This window comes from Dongia sp. (assembly GCF_041910485.1).
In the GTDB taxonomy this organism is placed as follows: domain Bacteria; phylum Pseudomonadota; class Alphaproteobacteria; order Dongiales; family Dongiaceae; genus Dongia.
The window spans coordinates 23,685-42,467 of sequence record NZ_JAYRQR010000012.1 but is presented as its reverse complement, the minus strand read 5'-3'; the positions used below and the strand labels follow the sequence as shown (position 1 = coordinate 42,467).

Annotated in this window: 19 protein-coding genes; 10 read left to right on the top strand and 9 right to left on the bottom strand. The window is 61.5% G+C overall.

Annotation, left to right across the window (positions count from 1 at the left end; genetic code table 11):
* Positions 1-70: 70 nt before the first annotated feature.
* The 4 genes from ACE3PP_RS03055 to ACE3PP_RS03040 are packed head-to-tail and all read left to right on the top strand — an operon-like array spanning position 71 to position 3,868.
* Positions 71-745, top strand: coding sequence for a shikimate kinase (locus tag ACE3PP_RS03055; protein WP_374377819.1), 675 nt, complete (start codon positions 71-73; stop codon positions 743-745).
* Positions 742-1,887, top strand: a complete 1,146-nt coding sequence (aroB, locus tag ACE3PP_RS03050; protein ID WP_374377817.1) for a 3-dehydroquinate synthase — start codon at positions 742-744, stop codon at positions 1,885-1,887. Before ACE3PP_RS03055 ends, aroB begins: the two co-directional genes overlap by 4 nt.
* A 48-nt stretch (positions 1,888-1,935) precedes the next feature.
* Positions 1,936-3,258, top strand: coding sequence for an HlyC/CorC family transporter (locus ACE3PP_RS03045; protein ID WP_374377815.1), 1,323 nt, complete (start codon positions 1,936-1,938; stop codon positions 3,256-3,258).
* The gene (locus ACE3PP_RS03040) at positions 3,251-3,868 is read left to right on the top strand and encodes a DUF2889 domain-containing protein (RefSeq protein WP_374377813.1); all 618 of its coding nucleotides are present in this window, start codon (positions 3,251-3,253) and stop codon (positions 3,866-3,868) included. Before ACE3PP_RS03045 ends, ACE3PP_RS03040 begins: the two co-directional genes overlap by 8 nt.
* Here ACE3PP_RS03040 and ACE3PP_RS03035 read toward each other — a convergent pair.
* Both ACE3PP_RS03035 and ACE3PP_RS03030 read right to left on the bottom strand, forming a co-directional pair.
* On the bottom strand, positions 3,865-4,137 hold the full coding sequence (locus tag ACE3PP_RS03035; protein ID WP_374377811.1) for a BolA family protein: 273 nt from the start codon (positions 4,135-4,137) through the stop codon (positions 3,865-3,867). The genes ACE3PP_RS03040 and ACE3PP_RS03035 overlap by 4 nt on opposite strands.
* A gap of 14 nt (positions 4,138-4,151) precedes the next feature.
* A complete protein-coding gene (locus ACE3PP_RS03030; RefSeq protein ID WP_374377809.1) occupies positions 4,152-4,640 on the bottom strand; it encodes a YchJ family protein in 489 nt (162 codons plus the stop codon).
* Positions 4,641-4,755: 115 nt separating this feature from the next.
* Between ACE3PP_RS03030 and ACE3PP_RS03025 the strand changes: the two genes are divergently transcribed.
* From ACE3PP_RS03025 to cobT, 3 genes are all read left to right on the top strand, one after another.
* Complete coding sequence (locus ACE3PP_RS03025) at positions 4,756-5,385, top strand: DnaJ domain-containing protein (protein ID WP_374377808.1); 630 nt, start codon at positions 4,756-4,758, stop codon at positions 5,383-5,385.
* A gap of 176 nt (positions 5,386-5,561) precedes the next feature.
* Positions 5,562-6,560, top strand: a complete 999-nt coding sequence (gene cobS, locus ACE3PP_RS03020; RefSeq protein ID WP_374377806.1) for a cobaltochelatase subunit CobS — start codon at positions 5,562-5,564, stop codon at positions 6,558-6,560.
* Between the two features lie 20 nt (positions 6,561-6,580).
* Complete coding sequence (gene cobT, locus ACE3PP_RS03015; RefSeq protein WP_374377804.1) at positions 6,581-8,443, top strand: cobaltochelatase subunit CobT; 1,863 nt, start codon at positions 6,581-6,583, stop codon at positions 8,441-8,443.
* 3 nt (positions 8,444-8,446) lie between these two features.
* On the opposite strand, the gene ACE3PP_RS03010 is transcribed toward cobT, so the two are convergent.
* Positions 8,447-8,779, bottom strand: coding sequence for a hypothetical protein (locus ACE3PP_RS03010; RefSeq protein WP_374377802.1), 333 nt, complete (start codon positions 8,777-8,779; stop codon positions 8,447-8,449).
* A gap of 193 nt (positions 8,780-8,972) precedes the next feature.
* On the opposite strand from ACE3PP_RS03010, the gene ACE3PP_RS03005 reads away from it, so the two are divergent.
* From ACE3PP_RS03005 to ACE3PP_RS02995, 3 genes are all read left to right on the top strand, one after another.
* On the top strand, positions 8,973-9,821 hold the full coding sequence (locus ACE3PP_RS03005; protein WP_374377800.1) for an SPOR domain-containing protein: 849 nt from the start codon (positions 8,973-8,975) through the stop codon (positions 9,819-9,821).
* 146 nt (positions 9,822-9,967) lie between these two features.
* Positions 9,968-11,479, top strand: a complete 1,512-nt coding sequence (locus ACE3PP_RS03000) for a UbiD family decarboxylase (RefSeq protein WP_374377798.1) — start codon at positions 9,968-9,970, stop codon at positions 11,477-11,479.
* Positions 11,476-12,354 (top strand): 5-formyltetrahydrofolate cyclo-ligase, encoded by an 879-nt coding sequence (locus tag ACE3PP_RS02995; RefSeq protein WP_374377796.1) that lies wholly within the window; start codon positions 11,476-11,478, stop codon positions 12,352-12,354. Before ACE3PP_RS03000 ends, ACE3PP_RS02995 begins: the two co-directional genes overlap by 4 nt.
* A gap of 3 nt (positions 12,355-12,357) precedes the next feature.
* Here ACE3PP_RS02995 and ACE3PP_RS02990 read toward each other — a convergent pair whose 3' ends face one another.
* From ACE3PP_RS02990 to ACE3PP_RS02965, 6 genes are all read right to left on the bottom strand, one after another.
* Positions 12,358-13,524: an acyl-CoA dehydrogenase family protein gene (locus ACE3PP_RS02990; protein ID WP_374377794.1), complete on the bottom strand. Its 1,167-nt coding sequence runs from the start codon at positions 13,522-13,524 to the stop codon at positions 12,358-12,360.
* Positions 13,525-13,663: 139 nt separating this feature from the next.
* Entirely contained in the window at positions 13,664-13,906 is a 243-nt protein-coding gene (locus ACE3PP_RS02985; RefSeq protein WP_374377792.1) for a hypothetical protein, read from the bottom strand.
* Between the two features lie 70 nt (positions 13,907-13,976).
* Positions 13,977-14,681, bottom strand: coding sequence for a hypothetical protein (locus tag ACE3PP_RS02980; RefSeq protein ID WP_374377790.1), 705 nt, complete (start codon positions 14,679-14,681; stop codon positions 13,977-13,979).
* Between the two features lie 409 nt (positions 14,682-15,090).
* A complete protein-coding gene (locus tag ACE3PP_RS02975) occupies positions 15,091-15,963 on the bottom strand; it encodes a hypothetical protein (RefSeq protein ID WP_374377788.1) in 873 nt (290 codons plus the stop codon).
* A gap of 199 nt (positions 15,964-16,162) precedes the next feature.
* Complete coding sequence (locus tag ACE3PP_RS02970; RefSeq protein ID WP_374377786.1) at positions 16,163-16,873, bottom strand: hypothetical protein; 711 nt, start codon at positions 16,871-16,873, stop codon at positions 16,163-16,165.
* On the bottom strand, positions 16,873-18,474 hold the full coding sequence (locus tag ACE3PP_RS02965) for a hypothetical protein (protein ID WP_374377784.1): 1,602 nt from the start codon (positions 18,472-18,474) through the stop codon (positions 16,873-16,875). Before ACE3PP_RS02965 ends, ACE3PP_RS02970 begins: the two co-directional genes overlap by 1 nt.
* Positions 18,475-18,783 lie beyond the last annotated feature (309 nt).

Sequence of the window (18,783 nt, the reverse complement as noted above, 5' to 3'; positions counted from 1 at the left end):
CTCGGCGTGACCCCGTGTCACCGGGCGGCAGACCTTGACGACCGGGTTAAGTGCCTGATACCCACGGCAAATGGTCGACACAACGCATGATACGGCGGCCCTTGGCGGCAGCCTCAACCCACCCACGGGCAGCAATGGCCGCGGTGCCGCGCGCGAAGGCGCCGAGCACGGCCTCGACCGGGCGCTCGCCCAATCGGTGCTGGCGCGACTGAAGCAGCCCCTGGTCCTGGTCGGATTGATGGGCGCCGGCAAGAGCTGCATCGGCAAGCGTCTCGCCGGGCACCTCAGCCTGCCCTTCGTCGATGCCGACCGCGAAATCGAAGCGGCGGCCGGTTGCTCGATCCCCGATATTTTTGCCGCGCATGGCGAGAAGGCCTTCCGCGACGGCGAGCGTCGCGTGATCCAGCGCCTCCTCGGCAATCCGGTGCATGTGCTGGCGACCGGCGGTGGCGCCTTCGTCGATCCCACCACCCGGGCCCTGGTCAAGGAACGCGCCATCTCGATCTGGATCCGCGCCGATCTCGACCTGCTGCTGAAGCGCGTCTCGCGCCGCAACGACCGCCCCTTGCTGCAGAATGTCGATCCGCGCGCCAAGCTTGCCGAGCTCATCGAGCTGCGCCATCCGTTTTATGCCGAGGCCGACATCATCGTCGACAGTGCCGACGGCCCGCCCGAAGTGACCTTGGGGCGCGTCATGGAAGCGCTCGGCACGTATCTTACGGAAAGGGAGCCGGCGGCATCATGACGGCTGCCAAGGCTTCTGCCCATGATCTCGCGCGGCCGGAGCGTTTGCGCGTCGATCTCGGTGACCGCAGTTACGACATCCTGATCGGCCGCGGCCTCATCGCTGCCGCGGGCGAACATATGGTGCCACTGCTCGCCAAGCGGCACGTCGTGATCATCACCGACGCCAATGTCGCCAAGCTCTATCTGGAAGGCCTGACCCGCTCGCTTGAAAAGGCCGGTGTCAAGGTCGACAGCATCATCCTGCCCGCCGGCGAGGCGACCAAGAGCTTTGCCGAGGTCGAACGCGTGACCGGCCTGCTGCTCGACATGAAGGTCGAGCGCGGAACGACGCTGGTGGCGCTCGGCGGCGGTGTCATCGGCGACCTTACCGGCTTCGTGGCGGCGATCACCTTGCGCGGCATCGACTTCATTCAGGTGCCGACCACGCTCCTCGCCCAGGTCGATTCATCGGTCGGCGGCAAGACCGGCATCAACACGCCGCATGGCAAGAATCTGGTCGGCGCTTTCTATCAGCCGCGCCTGGTCCTTGCCGATACGGCAACGCTCGACACGCTGCCGCGCCGCGAACTTCTCGCCGGCTACGCGGAAGTCGCCAAATACGGGCTCATCGACGAACCCGGCTTTTTCAGCTGGCTTGAGGCCAATGGCATAGACGTGATCGAAGGCGACGAGGCCGCGCGCCGCCACGCCATCGCCGTTTCCTGCGCCGCCAAGGCCCGCATCGTCGGTATCGACGAACGTGAAAGCGGCGCGCGCGCGCTCCTTAACCTCGGCCACACGTTCGGCCATGCGCTGGAGGCCGAATGCGGCTTCAGCGACGAGTTGCTGCATGGCGAAGGCGTCGCCATCGGCATGGTGATGGCCTTCGACCTGTCGGTGACGCTGGGCATCTGCCCGGCCGATGATGCAGCGCGCGTTCAGCGACACCTGGCCAGCGTCGGCCTGCCGACCGCGCCCGGCGCGGTCCAGGGCCGGTTCTGGTCGAGCGAAAGATTGGTCGAGCATATGGGGCGGGACAAGAAGGTGAAGGATGGCCGCATCGGCTTCGTGCTGGCGCGCGGCATCGGCAAGACCTTCCATCCGGCCCATGTCGACCTTGCCCAGGTTACGGCGATCCTGGAGACCGCTATCGCCGCGTGATCCGCGCAGTCCGCGCGTCGACCCTCTTCTCCCTCGTGGATGGTCAAGATGGATTGGCTTTTGCTGAATATCGGCGCCTTGCTTCTGCTGGTCGTTGGCTCGGCGTTCTTTTCCGGCTCTGAAACAGCCCTTACCGCCGCCTCTCGCGCGCGCATGCTGACCTTGGGGCAGCAAGGCTTCAAGCGGGCGATCGTCGTCAACAAATTGCACAGCCGCATGGAGCAGGTGATCGGCACCATTCTGCTGGGCAATGCCTGCGTCAACAGCTTCATCGCCATTCTGTCGGCCCAGGTCTTCGGTGCCTGGTTCGGCGATGTCGGCGCCGTCTATGCCGGCATCGTGGCAACCATCATCATCTTCGTCATGGGCGAGGTCCTGCCAAAGACATTCGCCATCAACAATGCCGACCGTTCGGCCTTGACGCTGGCACCGATCGTTCTTGTCCTGGTGCGCGCCATTGCGCCGATCACGCATCTGACCCAAATGATCTGCAGCGGCATTCTGCGCCTCCTCGGTGCAAACATCGTCAATGAGCTGGGCGCCGAAGAGCGGATCGAGGAATTGCGCGGCGCCATCGCCCTCCATGCCGGCGCGGACGAAGAAATCCGCGAAGCCGGGCAAATGTTGCATTCGATCCTGGATCTCGAGGACGTGCCGGTTTCCGACATCATGGTGCACCGGCGCAACATGACGATGATCGATATCGAGCAGCCGATCGAACAGTTGGTGGCGGAGGTGCTGCAAAGCCCGCATACGCGCCTGCCGCTCTATCGCGGCCAGGCCGACAACATCATCGGCGTTCTCCATGCCAAGGCCTTGCTGCGCGCCGTCCAGGCCAACCAGTGGAAGCTCGACGGTATCGACATCGTGAGCCTTGCCTCGCCGCCCTGGTTCATTCCCGACCAGACCAATCTCCTTGCGCAGCTGGAAGCCTTCCGCAAGCGGCGCGAGCATTTCGCCATGGTCGTCGACGAATACGGCGCCCTGATGGGCATCGTGACGCTTGAGGATATTCTAGAAGAAATCGTCGGCGACATTTCCGACGAGCATGATGTGACGGTGGCCGGCGTGCGGCCCCAGACCGACGGCAGTCTTGAGATGGACGGCACGGTGACGATCCGCGACCTCAACCGCGAATTCGGCTGGCGCCTGCCGGACGAGGAAGCATCGACCATTGCCGGGCTGGTGCTGTTCGAGGCGCAGCAGATTCCGTCGCCCGGCCAGGTTTTCGCCTTTCACGGCTGCCGCTTCGAGATATTGGAGCGGCAACGCAATCAGATCACCAGATTGAAGGTGACACCGCCGCGCGACTCACGCGCCATCCCAGGGGCTACTCCCGCCGGCCCGACGAAAGCAGCCATTCATGGATAACCCGCTCGACATTCAGCCCGCACCCGCACCGCGCGAGGCGCTGCACACGCGGCGCTATGATTTTCGCGGCTACCGGCGGGCGGACGGCCTCTTCGATATCGAGGGGCGCATGGTCGACACCAAGGATTATGCCTTCCCGAACGATTGGCGCGGCTCGATCGAGCCGGGTGATCCGGTGCATGATATGCGCATCCGCCTCACGCTCGACGATCATTTCACGGTCGTGGACATCGCCGTGGCGACGGCGGCGGCACCCTTTTCCGTCTGCGGCGACATCACGCCGGCCTTTGATGTGCTGAAGGGCAGCACGGTCGCCAAGGGCTGGAGCCGGACCTTGCGCACGCATTTTGCCGGCGCCCACGGCTGCACCCATCATGTCGAGATGCTGCGCGCCCTGGGCACGGTCGCCTTCCAGACCATCTATGGCTATCGCGAAAAAGCCAAGCGCGACGCGGGCCTTACCAAGACGGATGGCCCGCCCACCGAAGCCAAACCGGGCAAGCGCCCCGGCTTCATCGATACGTGCCATGCGCTGGCCAGCGACGGTGACGTTGTGCGCACGCATTGGCCGGACTTTTACGAGGGCCAGCCGGCAAAGACCGGGAGCTAGGCCTCGCCCGGCGCCTTGACGACCAGCGCCAGAGCGTGGACGCCGGCATTGAGATCGTCGGCGAGGGCTGCATAGACGAGGCGCTGACGCTCGACGCGGCTTTTGCCGGCGAAGGCTGCGGCGGTGATCTCGACCTTGAAATGGGTCTCGCCGCTTTCCTTCCACGCCGCATGGCCGTGATGCTGGTTGGTCTCGTCGATCACGTTGAGTTCGGATGGCGCGAATGCCGCCTTCAGCTTCGCCGCCATGCCTTCCGCAACCTTGCCCATGCCGCCCTCAATCCTTACGCGGCTGCGCCGCAGCACTTCTTGTATTTCTTGCCCGAACCGCAGGGGCAAGGATCGTTGCGCCCGACCGAGGCCACGCGGCGCGGCGGGGCCTTGGGGTTAAGCTCGCCATCGACATAGACCCAGCGGCCGTTCTCGCGCTTGAAGGTCGCCTTCTCGTGGTGGATGCCGGTCTGGCCCTGGCGCTTGAAACGGGCGATGAATTCGACCTCGCCGGTCTCGTCCTTTTCGCCACCGCCGACGACGTGCCGGATTTCCAGCCCGCGCCAGTCGATCTCGTTGATCATCATGTCGCCATGTTCGCGGTCGAAGGGTTCCTGCATGTCACTGGCGTGGGTCTTGTCGATATAATCGAGATTGCCCAACTTGAAGGCGCTATAGCGCGAACGCATCAGGGCCTCGGCCGTGGGAGCCGGCGCGCCGTTGATCAAGGGCTGGCAGCACGCTTCGAGCTGTTTCCCGGAACCGCAAGGGCAAGTCGTCATGAGATCAAATCCGTCAGATAAAATTGTGTGGTTCTATTAGGTTAACCTGCGACATCCGGGCTGATGAAAGACCTCGCCCTTGCGATAACGCCGCGCGACCCTCATACTTAATTCCATGTCGAAAGAACAGACCATCCGTTTCCGGCGCCGCAGCCATTTCGATCCTGACCCGCCGCCGCGCCCGGTAACCTGCAACCATGCCGGCTGCAAGGAAGCCGGCACCTTTCGCGCGCCCAAATCACGGGACCGGCTCAACGATTACTACTGGTTCTGCCTGGACCACGTGCGCGAATACAACCGCACATGGGATTATTATGCCGGGATGGGACCCGCCGAAATCGAAAAATCGGTGCGATCTTCCATCGTCGGCGATCGGCCGACCTGGAAACTGGGTCAGCGCACCGCCAGCGGCCGGCAATACAAATTCGCCAACGGCACCCGCTTCGACCTGTTTCCTGAGGACGTTCAGGCCGATATCGAAGCCCGCATGGGGCAGGCCAAGCAGCGCGCGGACAAGGAAGCGCGGGCGCGGGCACGACGAAAACTGTCGGCGGAAGACCAGGCGCTGGCTGTCCTTGATCTGGTGGCCCCGGTCGATTGGGATGTGATCAAGGCGCGCTACAAGGCCTTGGCCAAGCAATTGCACCCCGATTCCAACGGTGGTGACAAAGAGGCGGAAGAACGGCTGAAAGTGGTCAATCAGGCCTACAGCACGCTGAAGCGCGCGGCCGCCTCCGTCGAATAACAGACCGGCACTGGACCATTGCTGCCCCAATCGATGGGCTCAGCTGGCGAATCCGTGCGGAAAATGGCCTTTTGGCAAGCAGGGCTGCTCTGCAGGGAATGACCTAGTCAGCCTGCTGGAATTGCCCTAAAAAGGGCCCCCTTCGAATGCGTTAACGATCCGACGAGCTCCGTATCATGGTCACCCAGAATCTTGCCCAAATCGACAAATCCTCGCAGCCCGACATCAACATTTCGGTCCGCCAGATGTTCGGCCTCGATTCCGACCTTCAGGTGCCGGCCTTCAGCCAGCGCACCGAACTCGTCCCGGATCTTGATGAATCATACCGCTTCGACCATGACACGACGATGGCAATCCTCGCCGGTTTCGCCTTCAACCGCCGCGTCATGATCCAGGGCTATCACGGCACCGGCAAATCGACCCATATCGAGCAGGTGGCGGCGCGCCTCAACTGGCCCTGCATCCGCATCAACCTCGACAGCCATATCAGCCGTATCGATCTCATCGGCAAGGATGCGATCGTGCTCAAGGACGGCAAGCAGGTCACCGAATATCGCGAAGGCCTGTTGCCCTGGGCGCTGCAGCATCCGACCGCCCTCGTCTTCGACGAATATGATGCCGGCCGCCCCGACGTGATGTTCGTGATCCAGCGCATTCTCGAAGTCGAGGGCAAGCTGACGCTCCTCGACCAGAACAAGGTCATCCGCCCGCACCCGGCCTTCCGCCTGTTCGCCACGGCGAACACGGTGGGCCTCGGTGACACGACCGGCCTCTATCACGGCACGCAGCAGATCAACCAGGGCCAGATGGACCGCTGGAACATCGTCGCCACGCTGAACTATCTGCCGCACGATGACGAAGCGAACATCGTCGTCGCCAAATCGCCGACCTATGACAATGAGCAGGGCCGCAAGACGATCGGCGCCATGGTGGCCTGCGCGGAGCTGACCCGTTCCGGCTTCATCAACGGCGACATTTCGACCGTCATGAGCCCCAGAACCGTCATCACCTGGGCCGAAAACGCGCGCATCTTCGGCGATGTCGGCTTTGCCTTCCGCGTCTCGTTCCTCAACAAGTGCGACGAGCTCGAACGGCCGGTCGTGGCTGAATATTATCAGCGCTGCTTCGGCCAGGATCTGAAGGATTCCGCGGTCCAGGCAAATATCCGGGCGTAACGGTCGACTAGAGGGATCTGATGTCTGGGCCGAAGAATCCGGTCGAGGAGTTCCGCCGCGTCACTGGCGCCACCATGCGCGCCATGTCGGGAGACAGGGAACTGCAGGTGAGCTTCGCGCCCAATCAGGGGCCCGCGAGCTTGAGCGGCAGCGAGGCACGCCTGCCGCTGCCCGGCCGGCACTTGCCGGCGGCCGACGTGGCACTCGCCCGTGGCGAAGCGGACGCGATCGCGCTGAAGCTCCGGCACCACAATCCCAAGATCCATGCCCGAGAAGCGCCGAAGAGCCAGCTTGCCCGCGACATCTTCCAGGCGCTGGAAACCGCGCGCGTCGAAGCGATCGGCACCAAGCAGATGGACGGTGTCAAACAGAACCTCAACGCCGCCCTCGACGAGCATTGCCGGCAAAAGGGCTTCGTGCGCGTAGCTTCGCGCCAGGAAGGGTCCCTCCCCGATGTGCTGCGCCTGCTGGCGCGCGAGACGCTGACGGGTCAGAGCGTGCCCGATCTTGCCAAGGGCATGGTCGATCTGTGGCGTGGCGACCTGCCGCAGAAGGTGCGGGAGGATATCGAGCGCCTCAGCGAATGCCTCGACAGCCAGAAGGCCTATGCCAAGGCGACGCGCCGGCTGCTGGCCGACATGGAGCTGGAGGCAAGCGAGGACGATTTCGATCCCGAGGACGAAGAGCCCGAGAACCAGGACGAGCCGGACCAGGACAACCAGGACCAGCAGCAGACCAAGGGCAAGGAAGAACAGAAATCCGACAGCCAGATGGAGCTGGAATCGGAAGCGGCCGAGAGCGCCGCGGCGGAAGCGGAAGATGTCGATTCCGAAGAAACCGACATGGAAATGGATGCGGAGACCGGCGACGAGAAGCCCGGTTCGCCCAAGCGCCGCAACGAACCGGATTTCAGCCGCCGCAACGAGGCCCCCTACAAACCCTTCACGGCGCAGTTCGACGAAGTGGTCGACGCTGCCGAACTCTGCGACCCGGAAGAACTGTCGCGTCTGCGGCAGTTGCTCGACCAGCAATTGACGGCGTTGCAGGCCGTCGTCGCCAAGCTCGCCAACCGGTTGCAGCGGCGCCTTCTGGCCAAGCAGAACCGGTCGTGGAACTTCGACCTTGAGGAAGGCATCCTCGATGCCTCGCGCCTGCCGCGCGTCGTGGTCAATCCGGACCTGCCGCTCTCCTACAAGCAGGAGAGCGATACCGAGTTCCGCGATACGGTCGTCTCGCTCCTCATCGACAATTCGGGTTCGATGCGCGGCCGGCCGATCACGGTTGCGGCCATGACCGGCGATATCCTGGCCCGCACCCTGGAACGCTGCGGCGTCAAGGTCGAGATTCTCGGCTTCACGACGCGCATGTGGAAGGGCGGTCAATCGCGTGAAAGCTGGATTGCCGCCGGCAAGCCCGCCAATCCGGGTCGCCTCAACGACCTCAGGCACATCGTCTACAAATCGGCCGATGCTCCGTGGCGGCGCGCCCGCAAGAATCTGGGCCTGATGCTGCGCGAAGGTATTCTCAAGGAGAATATCGACGGCGAAGCCTTGCTGTGGGCGCACAACCGGCTCGCGGTCCGTTCCGAGCAGCGCAAGATCCTGATGGTCATCTCGGACGGCGCGCCGGTCGACGATTCAACGCTGTCGGTCAATCCGGGGAATTATCTCGAGCATCATCTGCGCGATGTCATCGACTGGATCGAGACGCGCTCCAATGTCGAACTGGTGGCGATCGGCATCGGTCACGACGTCACGCGCTATTACCGGCGCGCGGTGACGTTGGTCGATGCCGAGCAATTGGGCGGCACGGTGCTAGAGCAGTTGGCGGCCCTCTTTGAAGAAGACCACCGCAAGGGCGGTAAGAAAGGCTTCGCCGCCTAACGACTAGCGACGGCGGTGGCGCGACTTGCGCGCCGTCGCTTTCACGACGGCCGGCTGAGCGTCCCAGTGCGTCGCCGTTTCGGCATGACCGCCCGCCCCGTCTCCATCATCCTCTTCGCTTTTCAGCGACATGATCGCCATGCCCATTTGCAGGCTGGCGAAAGTGAGGCCGGTGAAGAAGGTCAACAGGGCGACCGCCAGAATGCCCAGCGAAGATGTCTCGACCAAGCTGCGCAGGCCGCCGACATCAAGTGCAAAGATCACGCCCACGAAGACGGCCGCCGCGGCATAGCCGATCAGCGCGTGTCGCAACATGAACTTTACCAGGGTTGGCATGGGTCAACTCGCTCAGTCTGCATCCAGGTTCAACATATGTAGTATTGCACGGTTCCGACGTCATCCCTAAGTGGTCATTTTGCCGCGAATTGTTGATATTTCGTGATCGAAGATTTCCGCGCCCGCCATCGACCCGAATCGAATACTCGGTTTATCTTCCTCGGAAGAATTCAGCCCCTTCAGGAGGATCGTCATGGCCGCAACCCGCTTACGCACCGCCGTGGCGCCCCTGGCCCTCATTCTCGGTCTTAGCGCCGTCCTGATGGGTCCGGCCCGCGCCGATCTCGCCGCCGCCGAGGCCGCGATCGCTGCCAAGAAATACGACGCCGCCATTGCCGAGCTCCAGCCGCTGGCCGATGCCGGTGACGGCTATGCCAAGTGGAAGCTCGCCCAGCTCTATCTCGCCGGTCATGGCGGGTCCGCGACGGAAGGCGTCGAGTTGTTGAAGCAGGCCGCCGAAGCCGGCGAACCGGAAGCCCAGTCCCGCCTCGGCGTGCTCTATGCCAAGGGCGAGGGCGTGCCGCAGAGCGATGTCGAAGCCTATAAGTGGCTGTCACTGGCAACGCGGGGGGCCGCCCCCGGCGTCTCGCGCGTGATGGCGGAGACAAACCAATCGATCGTCAGCCAGCGCATCACGGCGGAGCAGCGGGCCGAGGCTGTGGCTGCCTCCGAACAGGCGGCCACCGTCTATCAGCCGGCTGCATCTGCTGCTCCGGAACCGGCACCAGTCGTCACCGAGACCCCACCGGCAGATACCGAGGTTGCATCCCTGCCACCCGCCGAGGAGCCGGTGAGCGGTATTCGCCTGCAGCTTGCCTCCGTGCCCAACGAAGCTGATGTCGACGGCGAATGGGCGCGCCTCAAGAAGCGCATCGGTGCGCCGCTCGATGGGCAGTCGCTGCACGTGGAGCGTGCCGATCTCGGCACCAAGGGTGTGTTCTATCGCTTGCAGATCGGCCCCTTCGCCGATCGTGCCACCGCCAACGCCACCTGCAAGGACATCAAGGCCGCCGGTGGCGATTGCCTGCTGGTCGGTCCCTGACCTCGCGCGAAGAAGATCACCAGCCGATATTTAACATTGCGCCGACGGTGAACGCAGCGGTACCTGGCGCGAGGAATAATCCTATCGCAATGCCTATCGCCCGGAGCCTAGCCCGGCGGATTGAAACCCGCTAAATTGCCGCCGCTATGCCATATGAATCCCTGCGCGATTTCATCTCGAAGCTGGAGAGCAGCGGCCGCCTCGTGCGGGTCGCTGCACCGGTCGACCCGCATCTTGAAATGACCGAGATCCAGACCCGCCTGCTTGCCGAAGGCGGGCCGGCGGTGCTGTTCGAGAATCCGGTATCGAGAGAGAGCGGCAAGCGTTACCGCATGCCGGTCCTGGTCAATCTGTTCGGCACCGTCGAACGTGTCGCCTGGGGCATGGACCGCGAACCGGCGGGCCTGCGGGCGCTCGGTGAGACACTCGCATTCCTCAAGCAACCCGAACCGCCCGGCGGCTTCAAGGAAGCTTGGGAGATGCTGCCGCTCCTGAAGACGGCGCTTGCGATGAAACCGAAACAGGTCGGCTACGCGCCCGTGCAGGATGTCGTCCTCACCGGCGATCAGATCGACCTTGCCGAATTGCCGATCCAGGGCTGCTGGCCGGGTGAGCCGGCGCCGCTCATCACCTGGCCGCTGGTCGTCACCAAAGGGCCCGGCAAGGGTAAGTCCGACGATTTCAATCTCGGCATCTATCGCATGCAGGTCTTGGGCAAGAACCAGACCTTGATGCGCTGGCTGAAGCATCGCGGCGGCGCGCAGCATCACGCGCGCTGGGCGGCCGAGAAGCGCGAACCCTTCCCCGCCGCAATCGTCATCGGCGCCGATCCGGGCACCATCCTCGCGGCCGTGACGCCGGTCCCCGACACGATGTCGGAGTATCATTTCGCCGGCATGCTGCGCGGGAAGAAGGTGGAACTGGTCGATTGCAAGACCGTGCCGCTGCAGGTCCCGGCCAATGCCGAGATCGTGCTCGAGGGCCATGTCTCGCTCGAAGACTATCGTCCGGAAGGCCCCTATGGCGACCATACCGGCTACTATAATTCGGTCGAGCCCTTCCCCGTCTTCACGGTCAGCGCCGTCACCATGCGCAAGGACCCGATCTATCTTTCGACCTTCACCGGCCGCCCGCCGGACGAGCCTTCGGTGCTGGGCGAGGCATTGAACGAAGTCTTCATCCCGCTCCTCACCCAGCAATTCCCAGAGATCGTCGATTTCTGGTTGCCGCCGGAAGGTTGCTCGTATCGGATCGCCGTCGTCTCGATGAAGAAGGCCTATCCCGGTCACGCCAAGCGCGTGATGTTCGGCGTCTGGTCGTTCTTGCGCCAGTTCATGTACACGAAGTTCGTCATTGTCGTGGACGACGACATCAACGCGCGCGATTGGAAGGATGTCATGTGGGCGATCTCGACCCGCATGGATCCGGTGCGCGACCTGACGCTGGTCGAACGCACGCCGATCGACTATCTCGATTTCGCCTCGCCGGAGAGCGGGCTTGGCGGCAAGGTCGGCCTCGATGCCACCAACAAACTGCCGCCCGAGACGCATCGCGAATGGGGCGAGAAGATCGCGATGGACCGCGATGTGGTCGACCGCGTCAGTGCGCGCTGGGCCGAACTGGGCCTGCCGGGCAGCGGCAAGGCCATCTGGAAATGAGGCCGGCCGCGGAAAGCTGGGACGCGGTGAAGCCGTGGCGCAAGGAAGCGCGCGCCAAGATTCTCGCCGCCCGCGCCGCCTGTCCGCCCACCTTGCGCCAAGGCATGTCCGCCGCCCTTATGGAGCGGCTGCATCCTTTGCTGGAAGAGGCCGAGGGACCGATCAGCTTCTATTGGCCGTTCCGCGGCGAGCCGGATCTGCGGCCGCTCATGCGCACATTGGCGGCCGACGGTTTCGAGATCGCACTGCCGGTCGGAACCAAGATCGGCGAGCCGCTCACCTTCCGTCCCTGGTCGCCGGGCTGTGCGATGGCGCGCGGCATCTGGGACATTCCCATCCCGGCGACCGATCTTGAAGTAACGCCGCAGACGATCGTCGCGCCGCTGGTGGGCTTCGACGCAGCACTTTACCGGCTGGGATATGGCGGCGGATTTTTCGACCGCACCTTGGCGGCGCGGAAGCGGCCAGCCGAAGTCATCGGCATCGGCTTCGCACTGTTCCAATTGCCCAGCATCAAGCCGCAACCGCACGATATTCCGATGGGCCGCATCGTCACGGAACGCTCAGCCGGCCTCAAGCCCGGCAACGATGCCGCTTCGCCGGTCTGCTATGCAGATGAATCCGACCGCTACTATGCCGGCGATTTCGACGCGGCCGAGATCGCGGAGGCGCTCCAAGCGCTTGCACGCCACTTGCCGCCGGAGCGCCTGCCGCTGCTCGATTTCATCTATTGGCGGCTCGGCACGGAACCACCGTCAAGCGGCGGCAGCGCACCGGCCGATCTTGAGAACTTCTTCGCCAAGCTGTTGCCGCGCGTGTCGGACGACGGCATCCACGCCGCCCTCCAGGCCTTGCGCGCCACGCTCTTGACCTGAGGATTACTGTTCCTTCGACCGCAGCATCTCGCGCGAGATGATGTGGCGCTGGATCTCGGACGTCCCTTCCCAGATGCGTTCGACGCGAGCGTCGCGCCACATCATCTCGAGCGGCAATTCCTCCATCAGACCCATGCCACCGAAGATCTGGATCGCCTGGTCAGTGACCCGGCCCAGCATTTCAGTCGCGAACAGTTTGGCCATGCCGGCTTCGCCATCGGTCATGGTGCCGTTCTGCAGCTTCCAGCAGACATAGGCGGTGAGCGCATCGGCCGCCGCGATTTCCGTCTTCATGTCGGCGAGCTTGAACGAGACGCCCTGGAACTTGCCGATGGTCTGGCCGAACTGCTTCCTGGTCGCCGCCCAATCGAGCGCCAGTTCCATCGCGCGCTCCGCCTTGCCACAGCAATTGGCGGCGATGAAGACCCGCCCGCCCAGCAGCCATTCGCTGGCCACCGCGAAGCCCTTCCCTTCCTCGCCCAGGATCTGCCGCTTGTTGAGGCGCACATTGTCGAAGAAGAGTTCCCAATTGTCATAGGCGCGATAGGAGACGCAGCGCGGGCCGCGCCGGATGGTGAAGCCGGGCGTGCCGCGATCGACCAGGAACGCCGTGATGCGCTTCCGGGGGCCGCGCTTCGTTTCGTCAACGCCGGTCACCGTGAAGACGATGGCATAGTCCGGTTCCCAGACGCCGGTAATGAAATGCTTGCCGCCGTTGATGATGTAATCGTCACCGTCGGCTTCAGCCCGCGTCGTGATCGACATGGCATCCGACCCGGCGCCGGGTTCGGTCAGTGCGAAGACTTCCGACTTCTCGCCGCGCACGGTCGGCAGCAGATACTTGTCGATCTGCTCATCCTTGCAAGCCATGAGGATGTAGGACGGTCGGCCGACGAACTTTTGCACCGCCCAATTCGCCTTGCCGAGTTCGCGCTCGAACAGCATCTGCGACATGACATCGAGGCCGGCGCCACCCACCGATTCCGGCATGTTGGCTGAATAGAGACCGAGCGCCTTGGCCTGTTCCTTGATCGCGAGCCCGATCTCCTTGGGCACATGGCCCAGCTTGTCGACCTCGCGCTCGACCGGATAAAGCTCCTTCTCGACGAAGGCCCGGGTGGTCTCGACCAGCAGGCGCTGCTCGTCGGTTGGCTGGAAATCGAATGGCATCGAACGAACCCCGTGACAAAAAGCGGATAGCACAGCCCAGGAAGGCTGGATTTCGCCTACCTATAGCCTGTGTCACGGCAGGATAAAAGAGTTATTTTACGATCGTACAATAACTCTTTTATCAGTACCTCAGGGCTCCTCAATCCTCGGGCGCTTTGGCGCTGTGTACATCGGCATCCCGCCCACCGCGATTGCTCCAGAAGACCGCCGCCATCAGCGCGATGCTGAGCGCCGAGACGAGAACGCAGCCAACGATCAGCGCCGCCATTCCCCGCCAGCTGATATCGAGCGGCTGGAAATCATTGAACGCCCAGACAGCGAGGCAAACAAAGGCAATCAGCCCGGCGGACGTGGCGGCATAGATGAAAAGCCAGCGCTTCATGCGACTATCTCCGCATCAAGATTTCGGCAACCACCGTAATCACCGCGCCAGCACGCGGATCGTTTTGCCCTTAGACCAATCCCAGCACCGGCTTCAGCCGGTCATTATAGGCGCAGAACCCCTCGAAGGTGAGATCCGGATTGTCATTGAAGACGACATAGACCCCATCCATCAACGACTTCACCAGCGGCACCTTGCCCGTAAGCCGCTTGATCACTTCATCAGGGCCGTAGCCAAGCGCGCGTTGGCAGAGTTCGGCGTCCCAGTATTCAACGACGTTAAGCGTGAAGATGTTGTTGCGGCCATTGACGTCGATGCCTGGCTTCTTCCGCAGCGCCTCGATCTCGGCAGCGTGGATGTTTTCGTACTTCACGACGTAGCTTCCGAAATATCCGTGGCCGGCATATCCCCCGAACGCCTCCATCACTACCGGCAGATGCTCATGCAGCATCGATCGATAGTCTAGGCGTCGGCTGTGGGTTGGAAAGGTAACCCAGACCTTGTCGTCGTAAGTGACGTCATCACCATATACGTAGGTTTCACCCCGGTAGACGTACCGCCCCTGGAGTTCCAATCCGGAAATACCGTATTCAACATCAAAGCTAGCCCCCAGATACTCTCCACAATCCGGCACTGGCGGAACTTCGAGACCTTGCCATCCGAGAGGGGCCGGAAGTTCCTGCATATTGCTGGCAAATGCCTGATGCCGATCTTCAATCGACTCATCGTGGCGCGCTCGATAATGCATATAGAAATCAACAACATTGCGTTTCATTGTTTTCTGACCCCAACTTCAACATACGACGCGTAGCCGTGTTTACGAATAAAACTCAGCGCCGCTTCTGCTGCTTCGTCGCTATCAAACTCATTCATCGGACGATAACCCGGGTTTTGCCCGTCGGCATCCTGACCGCCTTGATTGCTCTAGAACACCACTGCCATCAGCGAGACGCTGAGGGCCGAAGCCAGGATGCAACCGACGATCAGCGCCGCAATTCCCCGCCAACTGATATCGAGCGGCCGGAAATCGTTGAACGCCCAGACAGCGAAGCAAACGAAGGCAATCAGCCCGGCGGACGTGGCCGCACAGATGAACAGCCAGCGCTTCTTGGGACTATCTCCGCCCTAAGGATTGCACGATCGCTCCGACCGCCCCACCGACTGCCGGGCAGTTGCGCGGCTTGCTAGGCCAAGCCCAGCACCGGCTTCAGTCGGTCATTGTAGGCGCAGAACTCCTCGAAAGTGAGATCCGGATTGTCGTTGAAGACGACATAGACACCATCCATCAACGGCCGCACCAACGGCACCTTGCCGGTGAGGCGCTTGATGACTTCATCGCGGCCGCAGCCCAGTGCGCGCTGGCAGAGTTCGGCATCCCAGAATTGGGCGGGCTGTAGCGTGAAAATGTTGTCGCGGCCGTCAGGATCAGCGTTGGCTTTCTCACGGAGAGCACTCCGTTCGGACCGATGCAGGTCCGAGTATTCTGAAGAGTAGAATTTTACATAGGCTGCTGCGCGATAACCACGCACGGCGCCTATCGCTTCGGGGAACTGACGGCACAATGTATCTCGGTACTCGTCGACGTTCAATTTTTTCACCTCAAACGCGAATGTGTCATCCGATGTCTTTTCGTCATAGATGTAGCGCGTGTCCCTAATTCGATAGGCTCCACGGTGCTTCAAATTAGCGTTGCCGTACCTCACGCTGTAACATGCAGCCAAGTCTCCTCTGTCACGAATAGGCGCAGATGGAACCAATGCATTCTTCCATGACAATGGAGAGTTCAAGGCAATCATCCGTTGCCAACGTTCTCGATACAGATCGTCGATGGACTCTTTCGGATCTGGCCGCTGATAGATCCATAGATCCACACGATGCTTACTCATCACTTCTTCCTCAGCTTCTTGAATTTTGCTCGTGCGTGCTTCGTAGCCGTAGTTGCCGAAGATCGAATTTTCTGCGATGCGCGTGATATCCTTGTGCCCTATACATCGGCGCTCTTCTACCCACCTCCATCGCCGCAGGAACAGAAGCAGGCGTCGGGTTCGCCTCAGCATTGTGTCGTTCGCTGCCGCCTAACTGGCTTCCGCCTCGCTACTCGCTCATCCGCGCTGGACACGGCCTCCACTGCAACCAATCAGCCCGCATCCTCGCCAGCAAGGAACTTGTTTCGGCGGCCGCGCGCCAGACGTGTCTTGCTCGTCTTCGCTGCAAGTTCTTCAGATTTCCCCGCTGGCGATCGTGCCGTTGCGATGACTACTGCAGCCCCAGCACCGGCTTCAGTCGGTCATTATAGGCGCAGAACTCCTCGAAGGTGAGATCCGGATTGTCATTGAAGACGACATACACCCCATCCATCAACGGCTTCACCAGCGGCACCTTGCCCGTAAGCCGCCTGGCCACTTCGTCGCGGTCATAGCCAAGTGCGCGCTGGCAGAGCTCGGCATCCCAGTATTGGGCAGGTTGAAGCGTGAAGATGTTGTTGCGGCCATTGACGTCCACACTTTTCTGAGCTTTGAGCCGCTGCAGTTCAGCCTTGTGGAGTTCGTCGAAATCGACCGTATACAGGCCAAAATAGGCAGCTGCTCTATAGGCAGACGATGCCGCGACCAGGTCAGGAAAATGCACCGACAGCAAATACCGGTAATCGTACTTCTTCGACGCAAGATCGAACTCAATGGAAATGCGATCGTCGTCAGAAGAAAGATCGTCGAGATGCTTCGCGTCCCGGATCATGTAGCTGCCGGAGCAACGCACACTTCTGTCAGGATAGCGCATCACAAATGATGCCGAGTAACTTCCCTCACGGCGGTTCGGCACTTCCGGGGTTTCCAATCCCTGCCATCCAAAAGGTGCCGCGACCTGCCCCAAGGATTGGGTCAACTCCTTATGTCGCGTGGCAATGGACTGCCGCGTATCTGGACGCATGTATAGCCACAACCCAAGTTGAGTATCGTAATTGATCATTACTGCCTCACGCGTACAGAAATCAAATCGCCATAGCCGCTACTGGCCAAGAACATAGCTGCCACTTTTGCGGCATATCTAGTCTGAAATTCGTATACGATTTTATATTGGGCTCCATCCACGCCGTCGGTATTGTTCTGGTGCACAGCCTTCTTTATGCGCTCAAGTGTATCTTTCAAATCATTCATTGCGGAAGGCTTCCAGAGCGGGAGAGAGCGCTTGGCATCGATAAGCAAAATGTGGCTACCGTCCTTTGCGATCTCAATTCCATCGAACCTGATAAAGTTCTTGCCGTCAGGGTTGTCGTATCGTAGCGCGGGAACCACGCGCTTCTTGTGTTCGATCGAACTGAAAGCACCGACCGTACCATCATGAAAGATCTTCGCGGGTTCTTTGCCTGTAAAGCTCTCGGTCATGTAGAAGAGCCCCCGATTTCGCCCAGTTAGGGCCTCAGCTTGCAGTTGAGTGAGAGCGATTATTTCATTGCTCGGAAGGTACTGATCAAGGCTGTTGCCGCGGGTGAGGGGTGACTTCTGCAGATCGAGAGCTCCTTCGCTTCTTGCGATCTTGCCGTCGTCCAGGAGATCGCCAAGGACCTTCTCGCCCTTCTTCACCAATCGGTGATTGAGCATCCCGGGCGCAACACCTAAAGCGACGAGCCCATAATCTTCCCACCCCCATTGATCGCCGTGCTCTTTCCAGTCCTTGAAATCAGCAAGTGCGCCGGACAGATCACCGACGATTGGAATGAAACTCGTGAGGAGCTCGACGCCGGTGCCGGTGAGGCCCTGCCGTTCCTGAGCGGCGGTGCTTTCGTATCTCTCCTTCAGGAGGTTGCTGTCGTAGGCATCTCCAAAGGATTTTCCGTCCAAGTAAGCGCCGGCCGCACTGAAGCCCGCGCGTGCTTCGTCACCATAGTTACCGAGGATTGAATTCACGGCGATCCGCGCCAAATCGTCCTCAGTCTGGGTGTCTGCATTCTTCTGCGCCTCCTGCATCGCTGCAAATCGGCCGCCCATCGTTCGTCCGGCGCCGGCATCGGCTTGAAGATTGCTTTTCGCAGGCACTGCAGGTGATGGCTGAGTGACTGGCACCATCTGCGGCGCCGGCTTCACGTCGGCAGCATTGTCATTCGCCGCCGCCTGCACGGCCTTCCACTTCGCCACCCATTCATTCGCGCCGGGCATGGTTCCGGCGGCAGCGATTTGGTCCATGCTCTTGCCGGTGAGAAACCTGTTGCGGTGATCGCGGGCGTCCTGGCTCTCGATCGTCTTCTGGTTCATCTGGCGATACTTGCCGTCCGGCCCCTTATAGAGGCCCGGCATGGCTGCCCCGGCGAGGCCCGCTTGCGCCAAGCCGGCGGTCTGCGGATCGATCTCCTTGCCAAGTGCCCAGGTGTCGGCATTGACGCCCTGCAGGTACGAACTGCCCTGCCACGTCTCCCGTGCTTGGGGCGAGGCGAATTTGAACACGCCGTTTTCCCAGCTGCCGAGAATGCCGTTGCCGTCATCGTTGGCGGGCCCAGGTGCAACAGGTTTGGATGGGGCGAGCGGTGTTGCAGGCGGCCCGGCATTGGGCCGAGGGCGCGGGACGATAGGCATGCCAATCTCCAATGAAATTATATTTTCAACGTAACACAAAATACGTCATTTGTAAAGAACAAAATAGGAACTGTTGCTTAGATAATTGCTTTGGGCCGATTTTCGTCCTCGCAGAAAATGAATGATGATTCAGATTTTGCGTTTCATCGAACTGTAATTATTGACTTTTTGTCGACACTCGGCTACGTTGCCGACCTCAGAAGGAACTCCAATGACCTATCCGCGGCGAGACATGGAATTACGCATGACCGGGCTCTGGCTCGGGCGGCATGCGCTTGTCCAGCTGCCGGATCTGCCGCCGAGCGGACC